At 61.1% G+C, this 26,500-nt stretch carries 13 protein-coding genes; 7 read left to right on the forward strand and 6 right to left on the reverse strand.

The genetic code is table 11. The features are described 5' to 3' along the window. Window positions 1–365: 365 nt before the first annotated feature. Window positions 366–623, reverse strand: a complete 258-nt coding sequence (locus tag F1E05_RS16040; protein ID WP_150050220.1) for a hypothetical protein — start codon at window positions 621–623, stop codon at window positions 366–368. 409 nt (window positions 624–1,032) lie between these two features. Between F1E05_RS16040 and F1E05_RS16045 the strand changes: the two genes are divergently transcribed. Continuing rightward, a complete protein-coding gene (locus tag F1E05_RS16045) occupies window positions 1,033–1,578 on the forward strand; it encodes a peroxiredoxin (protein WP_150050222.1) in 546 nt (181 codons plus the stop codon). A 399-nt stretch (window positions 1,579–1,977) separates the two neighbouring features. Here F1E05_RS16045 and F1E05_RS16050 read toward each other — a convergent pair whose 3' ends face one another. Continuing rightward, window positions 1,978–3,366, reverse strand: a complete 1,389-nt coding sequence (locus tag F1E05_RS16050) for an integron integrase (protein WP_150050224.1) — start codon at window positions 3,364–3,366, stop codon at window positions 1,978–1,980. Between the two features lie 988 nt (window positions 3,367–4,354). Here F1E05_RS16050 and F1E05_RS16060 point away from each other — a divergent pair. The 6 genes from F1E05_RS16060 to F1E05_RS16085 all read left to right on the forward strand — a co-directional run bounded on the left by F1E05_RS16060 (window position 4,355) and on the right by F1E05_RS16085 (window position 7,449). After that, window positions 4,355–4,666 carry a hypothetical protein gene (locus tag F1E05_RS16060; protein ID WP_150050228.1) on the forward strand — a complete coding sequence of 104 codons (312 nt, stop codon included), beginning with the start codon at window positions 4,355–4,357 and terminating at the stop codon, window positions 4,664–4,666. Between the two features lie 38 nt (window positions 4,667–4,704). Next, complete coding sequence (locus F1E05_RS16065; RefSeq protein ID WP_150050230.1) at window positions 4,705–5,358, forward strand: hypothetical protein; 654 nt, start codon at window positions 4,705–4,707, stop codon at window positions 5,356–5,358. 179 nt (window positions 5,359–5,537) lie between these two features. Continuing rightward, window positions 5,538–5,975: a T6SS immunity protein Tdi1 domain-containing protein gene (locus F1E05_RS16070; protein WP_150050232.1), complete on the forward strand. Its 438-nt coding sequence runs from the start codon at window positions 5,538–5,540 to the stop codon at window positions 5,973–5,975. Between the two features lie 127 nt (window positions 5,976–6,102). Then, window positions 6,103–6,666: a coiled-coil domain-containing protein gene (locus F1E05_RS16075; protein ID WP_150050234.1), complete on the forward strand. Its 564-nt coding sequence runs from the start codon at window positions 6,103–6,105 to the stop codon at window positions 6,664–6,666. A gap of 90 nt (window positions 6,667–6,756) precedes the next feature. After that, window positions 6,757–7,137, forward strand: a complete 381-nt coding sequence (locus tag F1E05_RS16080) for a hypothetical protein (RefSeq protein WP_150050236.1) — start codon at window positions 6,757–6,759, stop codon at window positions 7,135–7,137. Window positions 7,138–7,209: 72 nt separating this feature from the next. Continuing rightward, on the forward strand, window positions 7,210–7,449 hold the full coding sequence (locus tag F1E05_RS16085) for a hypothetical protein (protein WP_150050238.1): 240 nt from the start codon (window positions 7,210–7,212) through the stop codon (window positions 7,447–7,449). Window positions 7,450–7,697: 248 nt separating this feature from the next. Here F1E05_RS16085 and F1E05_RS16090 read toward each other — a convergent pair whose 3' ends face one another. From F1E05_RS16090 to F1E05_RS16105, 4 genes are read right to left on the reverse strand one after another with little or no spacing between them, the layout of a single operon-like run. Continuing rightward, a complete protein-coding gene (locus tag F1E05_RS16090) occupies window positions 7,698–10,793 on the reverse strand; it encodes an efflux RND transporter permease subunit (protein ID WP_150050240.1) in 3,096 nt (1,031 codons plus the stop codon). 12 nt (window positions 10,794–10,805) lie between these two features. Then, window positions 10,806–11,927 carry an efflux RND transporter periplasmic adaptor subunit gene (locus tag F1E05_RS16095; protein ID WP_150050242.1) on the reverse strand — a complete coding sequence of 374 codons (1,122 nt, stop codon included), beginning with the start codon at window positions 11,925–11,927 and terminating at the stop codon, window positions 10,806–10,808. Beyond that, the gene (locus F1E05_RS16100) at window positions 11,924–13,351 is read right to left on the reverse strand and encodes an efflux transporter outer membrane subunit (RefSeq protein ID WP_150050244.1); all 1,428 of its coding nucleotides are present in this window, start codon (window positions 13,349–13,351) and stop codon (window positions 11,924–11,926) included. The genes F1E05_RS16095 and F1E05_RS16100 overlap by 4 nt, the downstream gene beginning before the upstream one ends. Further along, window positions 13,338–26,489, reverse strand: a complete 13,152-nt coding sequence (locus tag F1E05_RS16105; RefSeq protein ID WP_150050246.1) for a non-ribosomal peptide synthetase — start codon at window positions 26,487–26,489, stop codon at window positions 13,338–13,340. Before F1E05_RS16105 ends, F1E05_RS16100 begins: the two co-directional genes overlap by 14 nt. Window positions 26,490–26,500 lie beyond the last annotated feature (11 nt).

Here is a 26,500-nt window from a genome sequence, read left to right on the forward strand (position 1 = left end):
TTTTGGGTTTGAACCGGACCGGTTATCGGTGGTGTAGAGCAAACCCGAACGGAAGCGGAACGTAAGCAATCGGAAAGCACATCCGCTAGACAGCGGCAAACGCCCACAACGTTACCATCGTTCAAGGAAAAATTAGACAGGGCTGAGCGTCGCAATGTCGCGATGACTAGCCATACCGTAAACACTGGCGGGACTAGAATGCCCGAAATGCACAAAGGCATACATTTCGGGCTGAAATACAGGATTCAGAGTAACCTGCTTAAGAAAAAGACCGCCCCGAAACATCGGCTGCACGGCATGCGGTGTTTTTACAATCCGTTAAATATCGATTCAAATTCCGTTTCGGCCAAACTCGAACGGTCGCCTTATTTGAAGAGTTCTGCCGCTGCCGCTTTCAATTTGGCTTCGTCGGCCTGCATCGGCTTCATCATCGGATTTTGCGAACTTTTCGCACCAGCTACCAACTCGTCGGCAGTTTTGAATTTTGCTTTCAGCGCATCCACTGCAGGCGCGACTGAGCCGTTGTGACAGCCTTTGCAGGTATCCGCTGCGCCGGCAATGGATAAACTTGGAACAACGGTCGCTACGGCCAGCGTAGCCAAAGTCAATAGAACTTTTTTCATCTAAATCTCCTGGTTTTTTTAGTTATTATCAGCCTCTAATGCTCGACCGTTCATGCGTGCAACTTCGACCGGCCGAACGGTTTGGTGCAGCAGTTGAAATTCCGTCTGCGCGAAATTTTCTACCACAGCCACCCAAGCAATGCAAATTCTGCCAAGCTGCCGCGCCAACCTACCCCGCGTCGCAACCGCTTTTTGATCGTTCTCGGCCGACTTGTCGCCTTCGCTTGCCGACCCGTTTTAACCTTGCCGTAGCGACGTCAGGCAATACCAAGCTTAAGAATTATCGCAGTTTACGGCCGCAAGCGGACTTTGCCGCAACAACCCGCCCGAATCCGCAAACGGGTTTACTGCCGACCCTCGCCGGGTTTAGCATAGCGTAACCGACTAGCGAAAAATCCCCCGAGTTGTTATGCGCACAGCCTCGAAATTATTGAAACGTCTAACGCTGTTATTGGTCTGGCTGCCTTTCGCATCGCCGAGTTGGGCTCAGACCGCGAACGTAGGCAGCCCGGCTCCGCTGTTCCGGCTCGCCCAGCACGACGGCGGCGAGTTCAACTTGGCCAATCGGCGCGGCAACGGCTGGACCGTGCTGTATTTTTACCCGAAAGCCGGCACCCCGGGTTGCACTGCCCAAGCTTGTGCATTTCGCGATGCGATAGACGCGATCCGGCAAAAAAACGCCGAAGTCTACGGCATTAGCACCGACGCGGTCGCCGACCTGCAACGCTTTCACCGCGAGCACCGCTTGAACTTTCCGCTGCTGTCCGACCCGGACGCGCAAGTCACCGACGTCTACGGCGTCAAAATGCCGGTATTGACTATGGCAAAACGCAGAACCTTTTTACTCGATCCCGACCTGGTGATCCGCCTGGTCGAAGACGACGTGGATCCGGCCCTGGACGCACAACGTATCGCCGATGCTCTAACCAAGCTGCAAGCGGCAAGCGCTCGATAAAGTCGTCGTTACCGGCGAGGCACCCAAGATACCGATTGGCGACAGCGTAAGCGACGTCTGTATGGTCTCGATTTGTTCTAATGCACCACGCCGCCGGCGCTCTAATTGAAAGTTGCGTGGCGTATGGCTTACTCCCCTAAGTTAGTCTATTAGACGCAAAGCGGCGCGCCCAACGGTGGTCAATTCGTTTTAAACCCTTGGCTATACGCATTTTAGGGTTTGAAATCAGGCCGATTGCCATTTCTGAACTTCGCCGTTTTGAGCAAAATTTGGTTGAATTATTATGTACGCGACGAGCCGCCATCTGCAAAAGTTGGTCGGGAGTAATGCTCGTTATCGGCTAAAAACCGCCACAGGACCTTCATTGCGAAATGACGGCAAACGGCCGATGGTTTTGCATCACAAATCCAACGGGCTTTTTGCGTCCTTGATGGTACGACTGGGCAAGGTATGCGTGTAGATCATGGTCGTGCGCAAATCGCTGTGACCCAATAATTCTTGAATGGTGCGAATATCGACGTTGGCTTGCAGCAGATGACTGGCAAAGCTGTGGCGAAACGTATGCGCCGATGCACGTTTGGCAATTCGGCTTCTGCGCACCGCAAGTTTTAGGGCTTGTTGCACATGAGACTCGTGCAAATGCCAGCGCCGATACTCTTCAGTGGAGGGAACCAGGGTGAGCGACTTTGCCGGGAACAACCATTGCCAGGCAAATTCTTTGGCGGCGTTTTTATATTTGCCATCCAGTGCCTTGGGCAAGAAAACACCGGCGGTGTTCGCCGCCAAATCCTGTTCATGCAGAACAGCAACGCTTTCAACCTGTGCCGCCAATTCGCTCGTTAACAGGGTCGGCATAGGCAGTGTTCTATCCTTCAGGCCTTTGCCGTCATGCACGGTCAACACTTGCAGGTCAAAATTCAAATCCTGCACCCGCAGTTTCAGACACTCGAACAGGCGCAGGCCGCAACCGTACAACAGCTTGGCGACCAAATCATAAGGCGGCTCCAACAAACCGATAATCCGATCGACTTCCGGTCGCGACAACACCACCGGAATGTAAGGGCGACGTTTGGCCCGCACCACGCCCTCGACCTTAGTGAACTCCTTTTGTAATACATGCTTGAACAAGAACAGCAGCGCATTGAAGGCTTGATTCTGACTGGAAGCGGCGACCTGCTTGTTCATCGCCAGATGGCTCAAAAAATCTTTCACATCGTCCATATTCAGCAAGCGGACGTCTTTGCTCTTGGTATAGGTTTGAAATTGCTGCAACCAATAGCGGTAGGCTTGCCAGGTTTTGTTCGAATAATGCCGCACCTGGATTGCGGCTTGCAGTTGCTCGTAAACCGCCACCCAATTGGCACCACTTAACTTCGGCGACTGGTCGGCAGGCAAAGGTTTCGGGGTTTTTGGTACGGATCGTGTTAAATCGGTCCGGATTACCGAAGCCGAAATGGGTTCGGCGAATTGCCTAGCCGCCAAAGGTTTAGTTGGCGGAGAATCGCCAGAGGGCGTTGACGGTGATTGAATCACGCCAACCATCCGGTAATAGACGGCTATGGCACGGCGAGCTTGTTGGCGTTGGCTTTCAGACTGGCCTTTGCTTTGCAGCTTTTCGTCAAAAGCGGCAAAACTGGCGGTGAGTTCAGGCTTCGCGTCGTACTTGTCGCAAAAATCCAGATAAAACCGCAACCATTTTTGAAAATCACGGCGTTGTGGTTGCGGCACATTGCGTTGAACAAGCTGCGCCTCAAAGGCCTGACTGAGCGATAGGGGAACGGCTAACATGACAACCTCCAAAACAGCTATCTGCTCAGTTTGGATGATATACAGAAGGGAAAACCCCTTGCGGATCACATATTTATTGTGGCGACACAAAATTTATGGTAGATATATGGAAACTATCTAATAACTAGTTAGGACTCGCATTGAACCAATGTTGCCAGCCTCACGCATCACTCAAATCCGGCCGCATCTCACCAACGGTCGGCGCATGAGGCAACAAGCAATGCATTTCTCTTCCTGGCCCGCAGGACAAGCATTTCTCGCGAAGGCCTGCTCAGCTCGCCCGTTCAAGCGCTTCGCGAGCGCGTTTGCCAACTACGTGTGCGGCCGTTCCGCGTGCAGCTCAGCCGCGAGCAACAATTCGTCCTCCCGCCAAGTTCGGCTCGGGCCGCCCGTCCTGCGGCGGGCGGCTCACCGCCGGCTGTCCGCGGACGAATCACAACCGAGCTCGTGCTTTGGAGCGCGCAGTCGGCAAATCACCGCTGTAGTCCGTCGCTCGCCCGTGGAGCCCTCGGCCAAGAAGAATGAACACCTCTCCTCGTCGCGCTCAGGCCCTGCCCAAGAGGCGCGGCCTAACCCTTCGCTCGAGCGGACTGCCACCGGCAAGGCACTTGGCCCGCGCGCCAGCCAGTGTCATCATCCGTCGCGCGGGCCAAGCGCCTCGCCGGCGCCAGCCGCTCAGCTCAAACGTTAGCCATCACATGATCTGTAAAACTTGTGGCCGAGAGCTAGATGTGAAAAATGATCCGCTCTCCGTTAATTGCGGAGGCGATTGCTGGGGGTGCGTTGGTGAGATTGAAGCCAACATGGGGTACGCCCCATCGATTGAGAAAGTACGCCAAGAATTTCAGCTCGGGCTAAGGCCTAATTGGGTCGAACAGAAAGGAAATCTTAGTGATGAAAAATCTGGCTAACCCTACGCTCAAGTTCGCTCCCTCCGGTCGCTGGGACGCGCCTTCGGCGCGCCCCTTAGCTGCACGTTAGGGCTCTTATGGGCAAGATTCGCTGGCTCCTAATTGGCATCGTGTTATTGGCAAATGTTGCTGTTGTGTTCTTCGCGCTGGCACCTACTCTCGTCACTTTTGCGGAGGTGTTGCCGAATGGCATCAATTGCGTTTCGTGCGATTCTCCAGAAGTTAAGGCAGCGCTTATTCGCGCTGCTAGTGCTGGCCGTTCACAGATCGTTGGGTTGTTCTCCTCCTACAACTGGCTGTTTATTTTCGTCGCCTGCTTTAATGTTGCAGCACTAATTGCTGCCTTGTTTATTCCCGCCCTAACCCGGCGGTCAAGCGGGACGCGCTAACGCGCGCCCCTTACCTTTACGTTAGGCAAAAGGATTCCATGAGCACTATCTTTATTGAAGATCACGTCGTACCCCAGCTTTTTACATCAGCAATCGAAGCTTATGAATTTTTACACAAATCACCCAAGGGGAAAGGGCGGGATAAACTAGAAACATTTGGTTTACTCTGGGGTTATTCAATCCAACCTAAAGGTAATCAATCCGCCAAAATCATTGCTTCAATGGCTACAGTCGAAACATCAGCAACTAGACATACACACTGGGTTGCGCCAGACTACGATTCGTTACGCATGAAAAAAGAGTTTTTTGGAGCTTATTGGCCAAACATTGAGTTGGTTGGTTCGTTCCACTCCCATCCGTATGAAAATCTTGCCGAAGTAAATTCAGTTACAGGTTGGCGTGCTTCTGATGGAGATAAAGAATTCTATCCGCATTTCCACAAAGAAATCGCGTCAGAACAGGATAGCTTGGCTCACCTTATTGTTACGATCACACAATTGGAACGTAGAGGAACTGCCTACCCAAGCAGGTTAGCTAATAGTGAAGCAGAAAGAGGCTATGTTTTATCAGCGGATTGGCGAAAAATTTGGCTGAGGGCGTATGGTTCGGAATTCGATTCAGATAGCGGTGACTACGCATTTACCGATGACGTTACTCTTGAAATTCCATCGTTAGAAAGAAGATTTTCGTAAAAACACAATTGGCTTATCGTGAAGCTTTGGCGGATATTGCCGGGCCTAACAAGTCGGTCAAAGGGACGCGCCGCTCATTAGCGGTTTCGAAGTTCTGTTTTTTATCAAGGTTCGGCGGCTTCGTTTTAGCTCAGTGAGCGGCGCGCCCCTTACCGTAACGTTATGCGTAAAAAAGAAACATGAGCATCATCCAAGAAATCAAAGAATCATGGAGTTGGGCCGGCATAGAGCCACAAGAAGTTGTTGGCGAAAACGATTTCGGTAACCTCATGATAAAAGACGTTCATGGCAGATATTGGCATCTATGCCCAGAAGACGTTTATTGCAAAGTGGTGGCAAATAACAGAGCAGAACTAGACGTTCTATCTACCAACCAAGATTTTCTAGCTGATTGGTATATGTCTTCGTTGGTTGAACAAGCAAAGGAAAAATGTGGGGCTTTGACTGATGGAAGAAAATATTATTTGGTGCTCCCAGGGGTTCTTGGTGGTAAGTATGATGCCTCAAATATAAACACGGCACCTCTGATAGAAATAATCCGTTTATCTGGTGACATAGGCCGTCAAATTGAGGAGCTGCCTGATGGAGCACAAATACAGCTTAAAGTTGTGGAGTGAGAAAACGCATAACAATTGCGTTAACTCGGACAGTCCTCCGCGGCGCTCGTTTGTGGCGAATGCCACAAGCCTCGCCCCGCTCCGGCCTGCCGGTTACGCAAAACGTTATGTGTAGAGAGAGAACGTCGTGACGATTGAAGCGATATTCGTTACTCAGGTGGCATCAATACTTGCGTTCATTGCCGCACTATTTGGTTTGTACCGTGTCTTGGTCAGCCAAAAGGATTCGACAATACAGTTGTTAAAGGAGAAATGCGATTACCTGGACCGGCAGTTGAAAGATGCTGCGCAAAGCAATCCCGATGCGTTAGCGAAGTCTCTCTCCGGGCGAGTGAAATTGCTTGATGAAGAAATTGACAGACTTTCTAAGGACAAAGAGCACAATAGGGAAGAGATCGCTCGAAAAGAACAAGAACTCGATACAGTCAGGAAGGAAGCTGAAGAGCTAAGCCGGAAGATCGCTAAGGCGCACGAGCTAATGGCAGACTTCTTCTGCCCTCATTGCGGAGCCCCGATGGCCGAAAGGGCCTATCACTCCGAATGCGTAGAGTACCAAGGGCGAGACATTGACGTTGATCATGAGTATGTTGCCTACGAGTGCGGCTACGCGCTGGTTGATGGCTCTGAAACGGGCAGCTGTAGAAGCAACGAGCAGCGGCCGCAATCGCGCCTGCTGACAGAGAACACATAACAATCGCATGCACTCGGACAGCAAAAAGCGCCGCTCGTACCTCGCTCTGCTTTTTGCTGCCGGTGATGCGAAGCGTTATGTGAACAGTTCATGACCGTAACCAACCCAACAGTAGAAGAAATAAGATCATGGGCGTATTCAAATGCGGACTGGCCTCATGATGAATGGGATTTGTTTCTCTCATGGACACGGGAAGTTGATCTATTTATTGAGCTTGCGATTGATCCCAATTGCCCGAAAAAAGGCTTTTTCCGTCACATGCTCTACTACATCATTGGAACAACATTTAACGAACCAAACAAAACTGACAAGTTGGAACGTATAAAAGATTATGCAGAAAAAGGGGCTGGAATACGGCATGGCGATATTAAAGCATGGCGCATACATATCTCAGAGCTTCTGAGTGATCGAGAGAAATATAGTTACGACAATTGGCGTGGAGGGCTGCATGCTGGCTATAAATTCACATAACACGGCGCTCCACCCGACCAAAAACCGCTACGCGGTTTTCGTCGGGTGAGCTTGGCGTTAGGCAGCAAGCGAATGGCCCCCGAAGATCAACCTGATGTCCAATTTAAGATCACTTCCGACGAGGCAATTGTCTTGTTTGAATTTCTTCAACGATTCAGCAACACAGAAAAATTGGGCATCGAGGATCAAGCTGAAGAACGCGCACTCTGGAACCTCTACTGCGTTTTTGAAAAGTACCTAGTCATGCCGTTTGATAAAGACTATCCAGAGTTGTTGCGTGAAGCACGCGAGCGGTTGCGCGATGAACCCTAGTCCTCCGCTACCTAACCCGGCGCTCAACCTCTCTCCTTTCAGTCGCTGGACGCTGCGCGATAAAGCCGCGCAGCGCCGGTTAGCTCTAAGTTGACTTTAACGCAATCCAATTGCCGGTGGTCAAGTTCGGCAGCAAGTGAAAGCCAACCGGCACATCAACCAGACTCCACTACGTTAATCGGGTCAGAGAGAGCCGCAGCTCGTTTGCCCACAGAACCGTGATAAGGGTCGGTATATGGCGCCCTACCTTAGACCGTTGGATCGTCGCTGCGCCGCCAATCCTGCAATACCGCATAGCAAACCGGCGTCAGCAACAGACTGGCCAGCATGCCGAACAGCAAACCCGCCGCCAGCGACAAGGTCATCGGTACCAAAAATTGCGCCTGCTCGCTGCTCTCCAGCAAGGTCGGCAAAAAGCCGGCAAAGTTGGTGATAAAGGCCAAAAAAATCGGCCTAAACCGGGCGGTGCAGGCATCGGCTATCAAACTGAGACGATCCGCGGCCCGGGCTTTGTGCTCGTGAATATAATCCAACAGCACCATGGAATCGTTGACCACCACCCCGCTGGCCGCAATCATGCCGACCAAGGACTCCATCGACAGCGGCATGCCCAGCGCGGCGTGCGCCAGCACCGCGCCGCACCAGGCCAGCGGCGCGGCCAGCAAAAACACCAACGGCAAGGCGTAGGAACGGAACGCCACGGCGATCATCGCGTAAATCGCGCACAAAGCCATCGCCGTATTGCGCGCTAACACCCGCAAGGTCTGCTGCTGTTCCTGGCGTTCGCGGCCGAATTCGGCCTGCAAGCCGGCAAAGCGGCTGTGCAGCGCCGGCAAGGCTTGCCTTTCCAGATCGGCGTATATCGCGTTCAAATCGGCCAACGCCGGATCAACCCGCGCCGCAACTTCCAATACCCGCTGCCGGTCGCGGCGGGTCAATTGCGACACGCCCGGCTCGAACTCCAGCTTGGCGACGTGGGCCAACACGCTGTAGTTGCCGTCCGGCAAAACAATCGGCAAACGATATAAGTCGTCCAAACTGCGGCGCTGCTCTAACGGCAAACGCACCATGACCTTGACTTCGCTGCGCCCGCGCTGAAAGCGTTGCGCTTCCGCGCCGTAATACGCCTGGCGGACTTGCTCGGCCAGATCGTCCAGGCTCAAGCCCAGCGCAGCGCCGGCTTCGGTCAGGTGCAAGCGCAACTGCGGCTTGCCGGCCATGTCGGAATCGAGCACGTCGTAAACGCCGGGATAAGCCGACAGCGTTCGCTTTAACGCCGCCGCCGCTTCGCGCAAGCGTTGCGGATCGGCCGCGGCCAAGTTCAACACGATGTCGTAAGGCACATCGCCTTCGCGGACGATGAAATCCAGGCGCGCGTTGCCCAGCTCGCCGATGCGGCGGCGCCATTCGCGCACGAAATCGTCGACTTTGATGCGCTGCCTGGCCTGCGCCGACAATTCCAGCCAAAAACCGGCCTCCTGCTCCCAAATCAAGGTTTCCTGGCCAATCAACACCCCATATCCCGGCTCGGCGCGTTCCAGTTCGTCGCGGTAATCCAGCAGCGCCCGCTCCACCCGCTCGGCCAGCGCCCGGGTTTGCCCCGGCGCGGTACCGGGCGGCACGCTCAAACGGGCCCAGAACGCGTCTTTGCTGATGTCCGGATTCATCGCCTGGCGTACATGACCGCCGGCATACAAGCCGCCGGTCAGCAGCAATAGCGCGAGGAACAGCGACAGTACCAAGTAACGGTTGCCTAAAGCCCAAGCCAGCAACGGCCGGTAGCGGCCGACGATCCAGGCGTGCAAGCCCCGGTTGACGCCGTCCCGCCAGCGGGCCAATCCGGGAAAACGCTCGGGCCGGCCGGCCGGCACAGCCAAATGCGCCGGCAAAATCAGCAAGGCTTCCGCCAGCGAGAACAGCAAGGTCAAGATCATGATCCAGACGATGGGCCGCATCATCGCCCCGCTCCATCCCGGCAAAAACAGACCGGGCAAAAACGCCGCCGCGGCAATTGCGATCGAAAGGCCCACCGGCAATGCGACCTTTTGCACTCCGGCCGCCGCCGCGCTTAAAGGATCGACGCCCGGCCGCTGTTGCTCGCTGTGCACGCTCTCGCCGATGATGATGGCGTCGTCGACCAAAATGCCCATCGCCAGCAAAAAACCGAACAACGACAACATGTTCAACGACAGACCCAGGATAGGCATGCACCATAAGGTACCGAGCACCGAGGTGACGATACCCATGCCGGCCCACCAGGCGACCTGGGCGCGCAGAAACAAGGTCAGCACCAGCCAGACCAGCACGAACCCGCTCAGCCCGTCTTCCAGCAAGGTATCGATGCGTTGCTCGAACGCGATCGAATCGTCCCACCAGGTTTTCAGCCGTACCCCGGCCGGCAAGCCGGCCTGGGTACGCTGCACGTAATCGCGCACTTGCTGCGCCACGCCGATGCCGCCGGCTTCGGCATGGATTTCCCAACCCTGAGCCGGCAAGCCGTCGTGCCGCCAGTACAAGGTCTTTTCGCCCAAGCCGTCCTTGACCGTCGCCACGTCCCTCACCCGCAACAGCGCGCCGTCAGGCCGGATCATAATCGGCAAATCGGCAATCGCATCGCCGCTGCGCGCCGCGCCGCGTACTTGCAATAACAGGTCGCCGGCCGGGGTTTTCAGCGCGCCGCCGGCCAAATCCAGCGAGGCTTGGCGAATCGCCGCCGCCAGCCGTGCCGGGGTCAGGCCGTATTGCCGTAAACGTTCGGCCGCAACTTCGATGCCGATTTCGTATTGCATGCGACCGTAATCCACGGCCTGGCTGACGCCGGGCAAGGCCGTCAATTCGCCGCGTATCCTTTCCCCCAGGTTTTTCAAGGCCAAAGGCTCGACCTGCCCGTATAGCGCCACCCAAATCACGCCGTCGTCGTCGTCGCGCCGGGCTTCGCGCACCTCGATTTTTTCCACCGATTTCGGCAAACGGGTCAATGCATCGATCCGACCGCGCGCCGCACTCATCAAGGTTTCCCGGTCGTGGCCGGGCGCAACGCCGACCTTGATCTGGCATTCCCCCTCGAACACCCCGGTATCCAGATGGTGGATACCGGGCAAATCGTGTATTGCCTCTTCCAGCGGGATGCAGACCGCAGTTTCCACGTCGGCCGGCCCGGCACCGGGATAAAAAGCGACGACTTCGAATTGGCCGGGACTGAAGCGCGGATACACGTCGCGCTGCAAGGTCAGCAAGCCGCTCAAGCCGCCCAGCCAAATCAACAACATCAACAAATTGGCGGCCACCGGATTGGCGGCAAACCAGCTTAGCCAGGAACGGGCGTTCGACCGGGAAGCGCTCATGCCGGCATCCGCTTAGCGCTCGGCATCGCCGGTCTCGACGACCACCCGCTGCCCGGCGACCGGTGCGTCCAAGCCGGACACCACCACCCGGTCGCCGGCCTGCAAACCGCCGCCTATCCAGACCCGCTCCGCATCGCTACGCAGCACCGGCAGGCGGCGAATTTGCAAGGTATCGCCGGCAACGACCAGCACCGCTTCCTGGGCGGCGTTCAAGGCCGCGCGCGGCAATTCGAACACGCCGTCCAATTCCCGACCTTCGATTTCCGCGCTCAGAAAAGTCCCCGGCAACAAGGCCGGATCGCGTTCCGGCTCCTCCAAACGCGCCACCCAATATTCCAAACCGGTCGCCGCATCGACCATGCCTTCGCGGCGCACGATACGCGCCTGCCGCCGCACGCCGCGCTCGGCGCTCAGCCACACGGTAGCACCGCTCTCCGCGTCCGGTAAATAGCCGATCTGGGTTTGGTTCAGCGGCAACCGCACTTCGGCGGCTGCATCCGCGTATATCCGCCCCAGCGCCTGACCGGGCTCTACCGTTTGTCCGGTACCCACCCGTTTTTCTTTCACCCGTCCGCTAAAGGGGGCGCGAATTTCGCAACGGCTACGTAAAAATTTGGCGTCGGCCAATTCGGCCTCGGCCTGTTTCAACCGAGCCGCAGCCTCTTGCAGCTGCGGTTCGCGTAGCGACAGCGGCGTGGGTTTACCCTGTCCCAGCACCTGCCATTCCCGGCGCGCTTGCTGGGCCGCCGCCTGCTCTTCGGCCAGTTTGCGTTTGGCTTCGGCTAACTGGGTTTCCGCCCGCACCACAGCCAAATCGTAGGCGCGCCCGGCCAGTTTGACCAACACGTCGCCGGCCCGGAAACGGCCACCGGCGACAAAACCCGCCGCCACGGCCTCTACCCTGCCACCGGCTTCGGAGGTCAAATCGATTTCCCGCACCGGCTGCAGCACCCCCTGACTGTGTACCGGCAAACGCAAGCGTTGCGGGCTGACGCTAACCACCTTGACTACCGGCAACGGCACCGCATTTGCTGCACTGGGGGGCGCCGAACCTGCGGCCAGCCAGAGGCTGCCGGCCGCAGCCGCCAGCAATACCGCGGCCGGCAGTACGAATTTCCGCTTCCCGCCGCTCATGCGCCGCCGCCCAAGGCCAAATAGAGCGCGAGGCGATTGTTCAACAGATTCAGCCGCGCCCCCAACAACGCGGTTTGCGCAGTCAGCGTGCTGCGGTAGCTGTCCAGTAAAGTCAAAATGTCCACGGTACCGTTACGGTAGGAATAAATCGCCAGCTCCCGGCTGGTCTCGGTTTGCTTGACCGCCCCGGCCAAGGCCTGTTCGCGCTCGAGCAGCTTGTGCTCGGCGGCCAGGCTTTGTTCGACCTCGCGCAAGGCGTTCAATACCGTTTGTCGGTACAGATGCAGGGCTTCGTCGGATTGCGCCGCGCGCAGATCGATATCGGCCTGCAAACGGTCGCCGGCGTACAAGGGTTGGCTCAAGCCCAGGGCCAGATTCCAGGCCGCCGCACGCGGATCGCTCAAATCCGCCAAGGTATTGCCTAAACTGCCGCCGCCGGCCGCTAAATTTACCCGGGGCAACAAGGCTTTGCGCGCGCTGCTCAGTCTATGGTCTTGAGCACGCAGCCGGGCGAAAGCCGCGACGATATCCGGACGACGGGTCAATAACTCGGCCGGCAGGCCGGCCGGCAGCGGTTCCGGCAAGTCCGGCAATTGCCGGCAACGGCCGGTTTCGCCGGCCGGATACTGCCCTAACAATACTTCCAGCCGGCGTTGGCCGAGCTGAATCCGGTTGTCGGCGTCCTGCAATTCGGCGCGGGCGTCGTTCAAGTCGGTCAAGGCCAGACTCAAATCCAGACCGTCCGCCAGCCCCAAGTTGAAGCGGCCTTGCAGCAAATCGACCAAGGTCGCCCGGTCGTCTATGGAGGCTTGCACCACCGCTAGCCGCTGCCGGGCTTCCGCCAACTCGAAACAGGTTTGCACGGTCGCCGCCGCCAGCGACAAGCCCGCCCCGCGCCAATCGGCTTCGGCCGCTTCGGCGCTCAAGCCGGCCGCTTGGCGGGCGTCAGCGATGCGGCCCCACAGGTCCCATTCCCAGCTCAAATTCAGCGGCAATGTCCACAGCGTGCCGTCGTCGGCATAGGCCCGGGCCTCCCGGCCGGCGCCGGCGTGCGCAAAGCCGGGCGCCAACTCCAATTGCGGCCGGGCCGGCGCGCCTTCGATGCGCGCTTGAGCCCGGGCTTGACGGATGCGCGCCGCGGCGGCCTGCAAATCGTTGTTGCCGTCCAAAGCCGCCGTCACCAATGCGACGGCGTCGGGGTAGCGAAAGCTAGCCAGCCATGCGCCGACTTCGCCTTTTTGTGCGGCGACCGGCCGCGCGCGCCAGCTGACCGGCAACGGCACCGTTTCCTGCAACGGATCGCGTGGCGGGGTCTGCACGCAGCCGGCCAGAAAGCACAAAACCCAAGCGACCAATAGCCGGTTCCGTAGCGTGCCGGAACGTTTATCGCCCCTGCTCGCCGCCGCGTCGTTAAGCTTCGCCATCGCCATCCTTACCCAACAGGGTAACCAGGTCGGCCAACAAATCCGGATGACGGACGATGCCGGCGTGGTCGCTGTCTATCCGGGTGGAACGCAACACCCGGTTGCCGCAGGCTTGCTCCACTACGTCTTGCGCCATGTCGGCCGCGTCGCCGGCCGCAGCCGACCACCAGCAATGCATGCCGGTTGCCAATTGCGGCAGCCGGTACGCACTACTCAAAGCTGTCAGATGTTGCATGATCGCCATGCCATTTTGTAAATCCAGCAATTTAACCCAATCCGCGCCCGGATGCTCGCGGCTTAACCGTTCCGGCAAAGCCGTCAATTGCGCAGGCGAAAGACCGGCCCCTTCGGTTGCGATGCCGTCTAGCAATCCGCCGAGATGGTCGCTGTCGTCTTGGTCGTCCGCCTCGGCGTCGAAGCCCGGTACGAAACCGTCGACCAATCCGAGGAAAGCCACTTCGCGCCCCTCCTGTTGCAAACGAGCGGCGATGCTCAACGCCAGCGCACCGCCCAGCGACCAACCCAACAAATGCAGCGCACCGTGCGGCTGACGTTGCCTGATCGCCTCGGCATAATCATCGGCCATCTGTTGCAGCGACAAATCGCGCCAATCGGGATTTAAAAAACTGCGGCACAACACGCCGATCACCGGCCGTTGCCCGGCCAAGGCCCGCGCCAGCGGATAATAGCCGAACACGGTACCGCCGGCCGGATGCAGACAAAACAGCGGCGGCAAGGCGCCTGCGGCCTTGTTCAATTCGACCAGCGGCGACAGACCGTTATCGGCGCCGGCGGCCAAGGCAGCTATCGTCGGGTTCTGCAACAAGCGGCTGAGCGGCAAATCCCAACCCAGCCGGCGCTTGATCGCCGATACCAAGCGCAAGGCTAACAAGGAATGCCCGCCCAACTCGAAGAAATTGTCGTCCACGCCAACCGTCTCCAGGCCCAGCACTTCCTGCCAGATCTCCGCCAGTTGCCGCTCCAGCGCGTTGCGCGGTGCGGTGCGGGCCGCTGCGGCTTGCTCCGGCTCCGGCAGGGCTTTGCGGTCCAGTTTGCCGTTGGGCAATGTGGGCAATTGGGGCATCAGCAGGATATGCGTCGGCAGCAGGTAAGCCGGCAGTTGCCGGCTCAAGGCCAGACGCAACGTATCCGGGTCGGTCGCGCCCGCGCCGGTCGGCGCCGCGTAGGCCAACAAGCGGCCTTGGCTGTCTACCCGCACCGCCGCTTGCGCCACGCCCGGCTGGGCCAGCAAGGCGTTTTCGATTTCCCCCGGTTCGATGCGGTAACCGCGCAGTTTGAGTTGCCCGTCGGCCCGGCCCAGAAATTCGATCACGCCGTCGCCCCGCCGCCGCGCCCGGTCACCGCTGCGGTACATGCGGGCGCCGGGACCGGCGAAGGGGTCCGGCAAAAAGCGTTCGGCGCTGGCACCCGGCCGATGCCGATAGCCTTGCGCCAAATCGAGCCCGCCGATATACAACTCGCCGGCCGCCCCGCTCGGCAAGGGGTTCAAGTCGGCGTCCAGAATATAGGCGTTGCGGGCGCCGACGCAGCGGCCTATCGGCGCGTACAGGCTGTCGCAAGCGGCTTCGGCCTGCCAAACCAGCGGGCTAATCACGCATTCGGTCGGGCCGTAGGCGTTGAACATCCGCTTAGGCCGCACGCGGCTTTGGATCAGGGCCAGTTGTTCGCGCGGCAAGGCTTCGCCGCCGACCGTGCAGCCAAGCAAGGCCGGCAGCGTTTGCTCCGGCTCCAAGCGGCGCGCCAATTCGGCCAGATAGGCCGGCGGCAGGTCGATGCGGCTGATGCCTTGTTCGAGCAGGGTTTGCAGGGTCTGCTCCAGGCTCCAGCGAGCCGGGTCGCCGATGATCACGGTCGCACCGCAAAGCAACGGCACGGCCCATTGCTCGATAGCCGCGTCGAAACTGAACGAGGCGAAATGCAAGCAACGTTCGCCCGCGTGCAGCCCGTATAACGCGGCCATCGCCGCGCAATGCCGGGCCAGCGCGCCGTGCGCCACCGCCACGCCTTTGGGTTGTCCGCTGGAACCGGAGGTGTAGATCAGGTAGGCCAGGCTTTCCGGATGAAAGGCCGCGGCCGGCGGCTGTTGCGCTACGCCGGACAAGTCCAGCCGGTCCAGAAACAGGCCGCGCAACTTGCCGGGCAGCGGGGCGATTGGCGCGGCGCAGTCTTGCGCCTCCCCGGCCCAACCTATCCACCAGGCGGCGCCGGCGTCTTCCAGCATGTACCGCAAGCGTTCGGGCGGATAATCCGGGTCCAGCGGCACAAACGCCGCGCCGCACTGCCACAGCGCCAGACTGGCGACTAGCATGTCCGCCGACCGCGGCAGGCACACACCGGCCACTTCGCCCGGTTTCAAGCCCTGCGCGACCAGACAAGCCGCCAGCGCATCCGCCCGCCGCAGCAACTCGGCGTAGCTCAAACAGGCGGCGCCGGCCCGCACCGCCTCGGCCGCCGGACGGTGCAGGGCTTGACGACGGATCAGCTCGGGCAGCAAAACCGTATCGGTCGGCATAGCCGGCGTCGGCGTCGCGTGAGATTGTCTATCCTCGAAGCTGATCGCCCCCAGCCGCTGCTGGGGAGCGCGAATCAAACCCAGCAATACCCGGCGCAGGCGCTCGGCCAGATTATGCACGTCGGCGGGGCTGAAATACCGTTCGCCGTAATCGAAGCCGATTTCCAGCACCCGGCCCATGCTGACGTCCAACGTCAAAGGATAATTGGTCCGATCGCGCTGTTCCAGGCCGACCACTTCCACGCCGCCCGCCGCTTGTCTCAGCGCCGCGTCGACCGGGTAGTTTTCGAACACCAGCAAGGTATCGAACAATTCTCCGCCACCGCTGCCGGCCCAACGTTGCATGTCGTACAACGGCAGGTATTCGTATTCGCGCATGTGCAGATTCATAGCCTGCAGCGCGCGCAACCAATCCGCCGCCGGCCGGCCGGATTCCATGCGCACCGCCAACGGCAAGGTATTGATGAACAAGCCCAGCGCCCGCTCGGCATCTGGAACTTCCGCCGGCCGGCCGGCCACCGTGCTGCCGAACACCGGCATGCGCAAGCCGGTGTAGTGCGCAAGCACAAGCGCCCAAGCTCCTTGCAGCAGCGTGTTCACGGTTAGATGTTGCTGTTGGGTAAAACTTTGCAGTTCGGCAGTCTCCTGTTCGCTGAGCCGGCATTGCCAATAACCGTGACCGGTTGCCTCCGGCTGCGCCGACAGACAAGCGGCCAACAAGCAGGCTTGTTCCGCGTCCTGCAGGGTTTGCCGCCAAAACGCCTGCCCGGCCGCGCGGTCGCGGCCCGCCAGCCAGGCGATATAGTCGCGGTAGCGGCCGGACGGCTCCGGCACTTGCCCGGCATAAATAGTCATGACTTCGCCGAACAACAGCGAACTGCTCCAACCGTCGAGCAGCAAATGGTGACTGGTCCAAATGATGCGGCATAAGCCGCCGGGCAAATCGACCAACGTCAAACGCTGCAACGGCGGTTTAGTCAGATCGAAGCCACCCGCGTAATCGACTTGTGCCAAAGCCGCTAAATCCGTTCGGTCGATCGGACGCTGCCGCCAGTCCAAATAGATTGTAGGTACATCGGCCTGCCGGAAAACCGCCTGCAGAGGCGCCGGCCAATCGCCGTGCCAAAAAAAGCCGCTGCGCAAAATCGGATGACGCCGGCCGACCTCGCGCCAGGCTGCAAGGAAACGTTGCGCATCCAAGCCGCGCAAGTCCACCGCCAGCTGCGTCACGTATAGGTTGGCTTCCGGCTCGCGCAGCGCATGAAACAAAATGCCCTGCTGCATGGGCGATAAGGGGTAGAGGTCTTCGATGTCGGCGTGCGCGAACGGCAAGGCCTCCAGTTGCGCCTGCTCGAGGCCGGCCAGCGGCAGGTCGCTGGGGGTCAGGCAGGGGGTGGCCGTCAGGCAGTGGGACAGCAAGGCTTGCAAACGGGTTCGATAGCGCCGGATCAGCTCGGCAATGGTTTGTTCGCGGTAACGTTCCCGGCTGTAACTCCATTCGATGCGCAGCCGGCCTTGATATACCTCGGCGTTGATTTCCAGGGCGTAGGCCAACGGCGCGCCGGGGTCGCGTTCCTCGCCGCCGGGTTCTACAGCCGGTTCCAGCAAGGCATCGCGGTCGAAACTGTTGTCCAGCTGGCCCAGGTAGTTGAACAGCACCGGCGGCTCGGCCGTTATCGCGTTCGTTTGCTCGGCGTCGGCGGCCGGGCCCGCCAGATAGCGGATCACGCCGTAGCCCAAGCCCCGGTCCGGCACCTGCCGCAGCTGTTCCTTGACGGTTTTGACGGCGCTCGCAGGATCGGCGTCGCCGCTGAGTTTGACCGGGTAGACGCTGGTAAACCAGCCGACGCTGCGGCTTAAGTCCGGCGGCGTTTGCGCGTCGCTTACGATCAGCTCGGCTTCCCGGCCGTGGCCTTCCAGGGCGATGCAGACCTGCGCTTGTCCACTGTAATCGCACAGGGTTTGCGCCAAGGCGGTCAACAGCAGGTCTTGGATGCGGGTGCGGTAGGCGGCATGGGCCGGTTGCAGCAGTTGTTCGGTTTGTGCGGCCTCCAGGCTCAGGCTTAGGCTGGCTCGGTCGCGCTGCTGCGCCCGGCCGTTCGGGTGGTCGCAGGGCCAGGCCGGGTCGGTCGGCAATTGCCGTTGCCAGTAGTCGCGCTGGGCCTGTAAGGCCGGGCTGCGGGCGTAGGCTTGCAAGGTGTCGCCCCAGGTTTGGTAGCTGGCGGTTTTGCCCGGCAGTTGCGGGGGGTGGCCTTGGGCGATTTGCCGGTAGGCGCTGCCCAGGTCTTCCAGCAGGATGCGCCAGGACACGGCGTCGACGATCAGGTGGTGGGCCAGCAACAGCAAGCGCTGGCTGCCGTCGGCCAGGTCGATCAGCGTGGCTTGGAACAGCGGGCCGCGTTCGAGATTTAGACTGCGCTGGGCCTTGTCGGCGATGGCGCGGATGTCGGCGGCGTCTTGCGCGGTGTGTCGTTGTAATAAGGCGGCGTGGTTCGTCGTTACGTCGGTGGCCGGCGCATAGGTTTGCTGCCAGCCGTCCGCTTGGCGCACATACCGCAGGTTCAGGCTGTCGTGGTGCAATACTAGCGTCTGCAAGGCTTGCGCCAGGACCTCGGCCACCAGCGGGAGGCGGGCTTTCAACAGCAGCGATTGGTTCCAGTGCGCCGGTCTGGCCAAGCCTTGGGCGAAGAAGGCCTGCTGGATAGGCAGCAGCGGCGCGGTGCCTACCGCCGGCCCGGTCGGCGCCTGGGCGGACGCGGCCAAGGGCCGGGCGACTTGGGCCAAGCCGGCGATGGTTTGGTGTTGAAACAGTTGTTTGGCGGTGAAGCTCAGGCCGTGCGCCCTTGCCCGGCTGACCAGTTGGATGGAGACGATGGAGTCGCCGCCCAGTTCGAAGAAGTTGTCGTGCACGCCGATCGTCTCTCGGCCTAGCAGGTCTTGCCACAGTTGCAGCAGCAGGGCTTCGGTCGGGGTGCGGGGGGCTTGGGCCTCGGTCGTTGATCGAGTCGGCGCCGGCAGGGCCCGGCGGTCGATTTTGCCGTGGGCGGTGCGCGGCAGCCGCTGCAGGCGCAGCAGGCGGGCCGGCACCATGTAGTCCGGCAGGCGTTCGGCCAGGACGGCTTTGAGTTGCGCTTCGCTCGGGTAGGCGTCGGTTTCGGTATGCGGTGCGTACCCTAGGCTTGAATCGGCGTGCGCATGCGCTGCCACGCTCGGCTGCCAATAGCCGGTCAGGTAACGGCGGCCGTCGTCTTCGCGCAGCAGCACGTAGGCGTCGTCTATTCCGGGCAATTGCCGTAACGCGGCTTCGATTTCGCCGGGTTCGATCCGGTAACCGCGCAGTTTGATTTGCTGGTCGGCCCGGCCGAGGTAAACCACCACGCCGTCGGCGCCGCGCCGCACGATATCGCCGCTGCGGTACAGCCGGCTGCCGTCGGCGGCGAACGGGTCGGGTAAAAACCGTTCGGCGCTCAAATCGGCCCGGCCGTGGTAGCCGCGCGCCAGACAGGGGCCGCCGATGTACAGTTCGCCGGCCGCGCCCAGCGGCACGGGATTCAGGTCGGCGTCCAGGATGTGCAGGCTGCGTTCGCCCAGGGCGCTGCCGATCGGCGCGTAACCGGCGAATGGGCGGTCGTCGGCCAGCCAGGCCAACGGGGTGATCACGGTTTCGGTCGGGCCGTAGCCGTTGACGATGCGTTCGGGCCGCAGGGCGCTGCGGATTTTGGCCAAGGCGGCGGCGGAGACGGCTTCGCCGCCGACGCAGACGATGCGCAGCGCGGTGGTATCGCCATGCGCCGCCACCGCGTCGGCCAGTTGCAACAGGGTGCCGGTCGGCGGGTACGCCACCGTCACCGCGTGGCGCAGCACCGCATCCCGGACGGCTTCGCCGCCGCCGCGACTGTCGCCCAGCACCACGCCGGCACCCCGGCTGAGCGGAGCCAGCCATTGTTCCAGCGCGGCGTCGAAGGTCAGGGCGGCCAGGTGTAATGCTCGGTCGGCCGGGGTATAGCGATACAGTTCGGCGGCGGCCTGGATGTGCCGGCTCAACGCGCCGTGAACCACCGCCACGCCTTTGGGTTTGCCGCTGGAACCGGAGGTCAGGATCAGATAGGCCAGTTGTTCGGGATGGATCGCAACCGCCGGCGGCCGGTCGGAGTAAGCCGCAAGGTCCAGCTCGGCCAAGTCCAACAGCGGCGCGCCGCCAAAAGCGGCGCGTGCGCCAGCTGCCCGTTCGGCGTGGATCGTCCCCTCGCCCGCACCGTCCGCCTCGTCTAGTCCTGCAGGCAGCGCCGACCAGGCCGGCGCCACACCGCACACGATCACCAGGCTCGCCCCGGCATCGGCGATGACGTCGGCCAGCCGCTGCGCGGGTTGTTCCGGATCCAGCGGCACGAAGGCCGCGCCGGCTTTCAACACCGCCAGCATCGCCACGATCGCTTCGACCCCGCGCGCCAGCAATACCGCCACCCGGCTTTCCCGCCCCAGCCCGACTTGCACTAAATAATGCGCCAGACGGTTGGCTTGGCTGTCCAGCTCGGCGTAGCGCAAGCTCTGCTCGCCGGCTATCAAGGCCACCGCTTGCGGCCAAGCCTCGGCCTGGCGGCGGATCAGTTCCTGTACCGGCACGCTGTCGTCGTAGCGGCGCGGCCACAGGTTCCAGGTTTGAAAGCGCTCGGTTTCCCTCGGCGTGACTAGCGCCAATTCGCCCAGCCGCGCCTGCGGCCGGCTGATCAGCTGTCCTAACACGTATTCGAAATGTTCGGCCAAATCGGCGATCGCCGCAGCCTGGAAATTACCCTGTTGATAATCGAAAACCACCTGTAAGGTCCGGCCGCTAATTTGTATCGCCAAGGTCAAGGGATAATGCGTGGTTTCGCGCTGGTGCTCGCCGCTAATCCGCAACCCGTCCTGCGGCCGGCGACTCAAGGCTTCGGACAGAGGATAGTTTTCGAACACCAGCAAGGTATCGAACAACGCTGCGCCGCTGCCGCCCCACCAACGTTGCAGCTCGGCCAGCGGGGTGCTTTCGTATTCGCGCAATTCCAGATTGGCCTGTTGCAGGGCTTGCAGCCAGTCGGCGACGATGCGGTCCGCGCGTAGTGTTTGAATCACCGGCAAGGTGTTGATGAACAAACCGACCATTTGCTCGGCACCCGGCAAATCGGCCGGCCGACCGGACACTGTTACGCCGAATGCCAGGGTTTCGCCGCCGCAATAGGCTTTCAGCAACAAGCACCAAACCGCTTGTACCAAGGTGTTGACGGTCAGCTTGCTGCGATGGGCAAAGCCGCACAGTTGCTCGAACCGGTCGCCGCCTATGCGCAACGTATGCAAACCGTAACCGCTGCCGGCCAAGACGCACGGCAAGGCATCGGCTAGGCGGGTCGGGGCCGGCAAGGCGCTCAGGCGCGGCCGCCAATAGCGTTCCGCCGCCCCGGCATCGCGCTCGGCCAGCCAGGCCACGAAATCGCGAAATTCCGCCGCCGGAGAGGAAACAGGCTCGCCTCGATAACTGCTCAGCACTTCGCCCAGCAAGCGGGCGCTGCTCCAGCCGTCCAACAGCAAGTGATGACTGAGCCAGATAAAGTGGTAGACGTCGTCCTGCAATCTAACCAACACCAACTTGAACAGCGGCGCCGTATCGGTCGCCAAACCACCGGCGCTCAATTCGCCGAGCAACTGGTTCAAGCCGGCGTCCGCATGGTCGCGCCCGCGCCAATCCAATTCGCTCAGCGGCAGGGTCACCCGCTTGCGCACGATTTGCAGGGCTTGCAGCCAGCCGGCCGGGGCGCGAAATTCGCTGCGCAACACCGCGTGCCGCTGCAACGCGCCTTGCCAAGCGGCGGCGAAGCGTTCGACATTCAAGCCCGTCAGGCAAACGTCGAAACGGCTGACGTAGCTGGCCGGATCGTTGTCGTACAGGCTGTGAAACAACATGCCTTGCTGCATGGGGGTCAACGGGTAAATGTCCTGCAATTCGACGACCGGCAACGGCAAATCGTCAAGCTGCGCCTGGTTCAAGCCCGCCAACGGGAAGTCGGACGGCGTTATCCCCAGAGGGCCGTGCGAGCAATGCTCTATCACGCCTTGCAAGTCGCTCTGAACATCCGCCGCCAGAGCGGCAACGGTTTGCGCCCGGTAACGCCGGCTATCATAAGTCCAGTTAAGCGCCAGCCGGCCCTGATAGATTTGGCCGTTGACTTCCAGGCCGTAATCCAGCGGGGAGGCCGGATCGCGCTCGTCCCCGCGCGCTTCGCCGGCCGGGCGCAACCGGGCGTCTGCGGCGAAACCGGCATCGAACTGACCCAGGTAATTGAAGCACAGCTCGGGCTTGGGCAACCCGGCCAAACTCGCGCGCGCCGATTCCGAACCGCAATATTTCAGCAAGCCGAAGCCTAAGCCGCCCCCCGGTACCCGGCGCAGTTGTTCCTTGATCGCTTTTATCGAGTCGGACCATTCTGCTTCCGGGCGCAACAGCAAGGGATGAACGCAGGTAAACCAGCCTAGGCTGCGGCTGACATCCGGCGCACCCGGAAAGGCTTCGCGGCCATGGCCTTCCAGATCGATACTTACGCAGCCGCTGCCGCGCCAGCGGCACAATACCCGCGCCAAGGCCGTCAGCAACAGCTCGTCGATGCGGGTCCGGTAAGCCGCCGGACAGTCGGACAACAATTGCCGGGTGGCCGTCTCCGACAACTCTACGCTAAGGGTTTTAGCGTCGGCGGCCGTGCCGCGGGCCGCGCAGAAGTCCACCGGCAGCTCGCAAGCGGCGGTTTGCTCGCGCCAGTAGGCCGCTTCCGATTCGATTTGCCCTGCCCGCTTGTGCAAGGCCTGGGCCCAGCCCCGGTAAGACGCGGTTTTAGCGGGCAAATCAGCGCTGAGTCCGCTGCTCAATTGCCGGTATAGCCGTTGCAAATCCTCCAACACAATGCGCCAGGACACGCCATCGACGATCAGGTGATGTATCGCCAGCAGCAGACGCACGCTGCCGTCGGCTACCCGGATGTAAACGGCGCGCAGCAACGGACCTTCGCGTAAATCCAGGCTGCGCTGCGCCCGGTTGGCCACCGCTTCGATCTCCGCTGCATCCGCCGCGTCGCATAGCCAGAGTAGGTCCGCACCGGCCGCCGCCTCGGCGTAGAATTGCCGCCAACCGTCGCGGTATTCGAAGCGCAAGCGGAACGCATCGTGCTGCGCCAACAACAAGCGGAGCGCTTTCTGCAAAACCGACACGTCCAACGCTTGTTCGGCCGCCAGCAGCACGGATTGATTCCAGTGGTCGCGTTCGGCAAAGTCGGCGGCAAAAAACTCGGCCTGGATGGGTGTCAGCGGCAGCTCGCCATCGGCGTCGTCGGCAAGCGCCGGCTCGGCATCGGCCAGCGGCGTCAGTACCCTGGCCAATGCAGCAACGGTTTGATGACGGAATACGTCTTTGGGCGACAACTGCCAGCCGGCTTGCCGAACCCGGCTGACCACTTGCAGCGAGACGATGGAATCGCCACCCAACTCGAAGAAATTATCATCCACGCCGACCGTCTCCAGGCCCAGCACTTCCTGCCAGATCTCCGCCAGTTGCCGCTCCAGCGCGCTGCGCGGTGCGGTATGGGCCGCTACGGCCCGCTCCGCTTCCGGCAGAGCGTTGCGGTCCAGTTTGCCGTTGGGCAATGTGGGCAATTGGGGCATCAGCAGGATATGCGCCGGCAGCATGTAGTCCGGCAGTTGCCGGCTCAAGGCTAGACGCAACGCGTCCGGGTCGGTCGCGCCCGCGCCGGTCAACGCCGCGTAGGCCAACAAGCGGCCTTGGCTGTCTACCCGTACCGCCGCTTGCGCCACGCCCGGCTGGGCCAGCAAGGCGTTTTCGATTTCCCCCGGTTCGATGCGGTAACCGCGCAGTTTGAGTTGCCCGTCGGCCCGGCCCAGAAATTCGATCACGCCGTCGCCCCGCCGCCGCGCCCGGTCACCGCTGCGGTACATGCGGGCGCCGGGACCGGCGAAGGGGTCCGGCAAAAAGCGTTCGGCGCTGGCACCCGGCCGATGCCGATAGCCTTGCGCCAAATCGAGCCCGCCGATATACAGCTCGCCGGCCGCCCCGCTCGGCAAGGGGTTCAAGTCGGCGTCCAGGATATAGGCGTTGCGGGCGCCGACGCAGCGGCCTATCGGGGCGTACAGGCTGTCGCAAGCGGCTTCGGCTTGCCAAACCAGCGGGCTAATCACGCATTCGGTCGGGCCGTAGGCGTTGAACATCCGCTTGGGCCGCACGCGGCTTTGGATCAAGGCCAGTTGTTCGCGCGGCAAGGCTTCGCCGCCGACCGTACAGCCAAGCAAGGCCGGCAGCGTTTGCTCCGGCTCGAGCTTGCGCGCCAATTCGGCCAGATAGGCCGGCGGCAAGTCGATGCGGCTGATACCTTGGTCGTGCAGGGTTTGCAGGGTCTGCTCCAGGCTCCAGCGGGCCGGGTCGCCGATGATCAAGGTGGCACCGCGCAGCAACGGCACTACCCATTGCTCGATAGCCGCGTCGAAACTGAACGAGGCGAAATGCAAGCAGCGTTCGCCCGCGTGCAGCCCGTATAACTCGGCCATCGCCGCGCAATGCCGGGCCAGCGCGCCGTGCGCCACCGCCACGCCTTTGGGTTGTCCGGTAGAACCGGAGGTGTAGATCAGATAGGCCAGGCTTTCCGGATGCAAGGCCGCGGCCGGCGGCTGTTGCGCTACGCCGGACAGGTCCAGCCGGTCCAGAAACAGGCCGCGCAGCTTGCCGGGCAGCGGGGCGATTGGCGCGACACAGTCTTCCGCCTCCCCGGCCCAACCTATCCACCAGGCGGCGCCGGCATCTTCCAGCATGTACTGCAAGCGTTCGGCCGGATAGTCCGGGTCCAACGGCACAAACGCCGCACCGCACTGCCACAGCGCCAGACTGGCGACTAGCATGTCCGCCGACCGCGGCAGGCACACACCAGCTACTTCGCCCGGTTTCAAGCCCTGCGCGACCAGACAAGCCGCCAGCGCATCCGCCCGCCGCTGCAACTCGGCGTAGCTCAAACAGGCGGCGCCGGCCCGCACTGCCTCGACCTGCGGGCTGATCTGCGCTTGGCGGCGGATCAGCTCGGGCACAAACGCCGTAACCACGGCAGCGTCGAATTCAGCCGCCTGCCCGCCTTCGCCTGCGCTCAGCCACGGCAAATCTCGTAGCGGCGTCTGCGGTGCCGATAGGGCGGCGTCCAGCAAGCGGCAAAAATGCCCGGCCATTCGGGTTATGGTGGCCTCGGCGAATACATCGGTCGCATAGGTCCAAATCAAGTGAATGGCGCCGTCCGCGCCTTCGAAGCTATCCAAGATCAATTCGAACTGGCTGCTGTGCGCTGCGCGGGCGTAGGCTTGCCATTGCAAATCGCCCAGCACTCTGACCGATTCGATGGGGGCGGCCTGGTGGTTGTACATCACCTGAAACAAGGGATTGCGCTGCAAGCTGCGTTGCGGGCTCAAGGCTTCGACCAACTGATCGAACGGCAAATCGGCGTGGGCTTGGGCGTCTAACGCCGTTTCTCTGACCCGCGCCAAGATTTGGCGGAAGCTCAGAGCGCCGCTCAGCTCGGTTTGCAGCACCTGGGTATTGACAAAAAAACCGACGACGTGCTCGATTTCCCTGCGGTTACGGTTGGCGACCGGCACCCCGACCCGGATCTGCGCTTGCCCGCAGTAGCGGTACAACAGCATTTTGAACACGGCCAGCAAGCCCATGAACGGCGTCGCGCCTTCGCTTTGGCACAGCACGCGCAAGCGCTGCCCGCTCGCCGCCGGTAACTCGATTTCCAGTTTGGCCCCGGCATCGCTGCGCTGCGCCGGCCCGGTTTTGTCCCACGGCAGCTCCAACTGCGGCGTGTCGCCGGCCAACTGCGCCTGCCAATAGGCCAGTTGCCGCTGCATTTCGCCGGCTTCCAGCCAATGCCGCTGCCAAACCGCGAAATCGGCATAACCGACAGACAATCCGGGCAAGTCCGCCTCGCTACCGCGGCAATAAGCGCTGTACAGCGCGGCGAACTCGCCCATCAGGATATTCAGCGACCATTCGTCGGCGACGATGTGGTGCAACACCCATACCAGCACATGCCGGTCCGCCGCCAATTTCAGCACCGCCACCCGCAGTAGCGGGCCGGTTTGCAGATCGAACGGCCGCCGCTCCAGGCTCTCCACCCAAGCCGCGGCCAGCGCCTCGCTGTCGCCGCCCGGTGCCGACAAATCCTGCCATTGCACTGCAACCGGCAGGCTGTCGTGAACTACCTGCAGCGCTTTGCCGTCCGCACTGCCGAAGGTGGTGCGCAAGCTTTCGTGGCGCTCGACCAGCGTGGCGATGCTACGCTGCAAGGCATCGGCGTCCAGCCGCCCCTGCAAACGCACCGCGTCGGCGATGTGATAAGCGCTGCTGTCCGGCTCCAATTGCGCCAAAAACCACAACCGTTGCTGGCCGTAAGACAACGGCAGCGGCCGGTCGCGGCCGACGCCGGCTATAGGCAGGCGGCCTATGTCGATGCCGCGTTTTTTCAACAGGGCTATCAGGGCTTTACGTTGGTCCGGACTTAACTTATGGAAATCGGCTAGTGGGTTCTGCATTCGCTGTTTTC

Origin of the sequence: Methylomonas rhizoryzae, assembly GCF_008632455.1 — a bacterium.
GTDB lineage: Bacteria > Pseudomonadota > Gammaproteobacteria > Methylococcales > Methylomonadaceae > Methylomonas > Methylomonas rhizoryzae.

Coding starts and splice junctions, on each gene's coding strand:
- F1E05_RS16100 (WP_150050244.1), bottom strand. CDS start 13,351: ATGGCGAAGCTTAACGACGCGGCGGCGAGCAGGGGCGATAAACGTTCC.
- F1E05_RS16105 (WP_150050246.1), bottom strand. CDS start 26,489: ATGCAGAACCCACTAGCCGATTTCCATAAGTTAAGTCCGGACCAACGT.
- F1E05_RS16085 (WP_150050238.1), top strand. CDS start 7,210: ATGGCCCCCGAAGATCAACCTGATGTCCAATTTAAGATCACTTCCGAC.
- F1E05_RS16065 (WP_150050230.1), top strand. CDS start 4,705: ATGAGCACTATCTTTATTGAAGATCACGTCGTACCCCAGCTTTTTACA.
- F1E05_RS16090 (WP_150050240.1), bottom strand. CDS start 10,793: ATGAGCGCTTCCCGGTCGAACGCCCGTTCCTGGCTAAGCTGGTTTGCC.
- F1E05_RS16045 (WP_150050222.1), top strand. CDS start 1,033: ATGCGCACAGCCTCGAAATTATTGAAACGTCTAACGCTGTTATTGGTC.
- F1E05_RS16070 (WP_150050232.1), top strand. CDS start 5,538: ATGAGCATCATCCAAGAAATCAAAGAATCATGGAGTTGGGCCGGCATA.
- F1E05_RS16095 (WP_150050242.1), bottom strand. CDS start 11,927: ATGAGCGGCGGGAAGCGGAAATTCGTACTGCCGGCCGCGGTATTGCTG.
- F1E05_RS16040 (WP_150050220.1), bottom strand. CDS start 623: ATGAAAAAAGTTCTATTGACTTTGGCTACGCTGGCCGTAGCGACCGTT.
- F1E05_RS16060 (WP_150050228.1), top strand. CDS start 4,355: ATGGGCAAGATTCGCTGGCTCCTAATTGGCATCGTGTTATTGGCAAAT.
- F1E05_RS16050 (WP_150050224.1), bottom strand. CDS start 3,366: ATGTTAGCCGTTCCCCTATCGCTCAGTCAGGCCTTTGAGGCGCAGCTT.
- F1E05_RS16080 (WP_150050236.1), top strand. CDS start 6,757: ATGACCGTAACCAACCCAACAGTAGAAGAAATAAGATCATGGGCGTAT.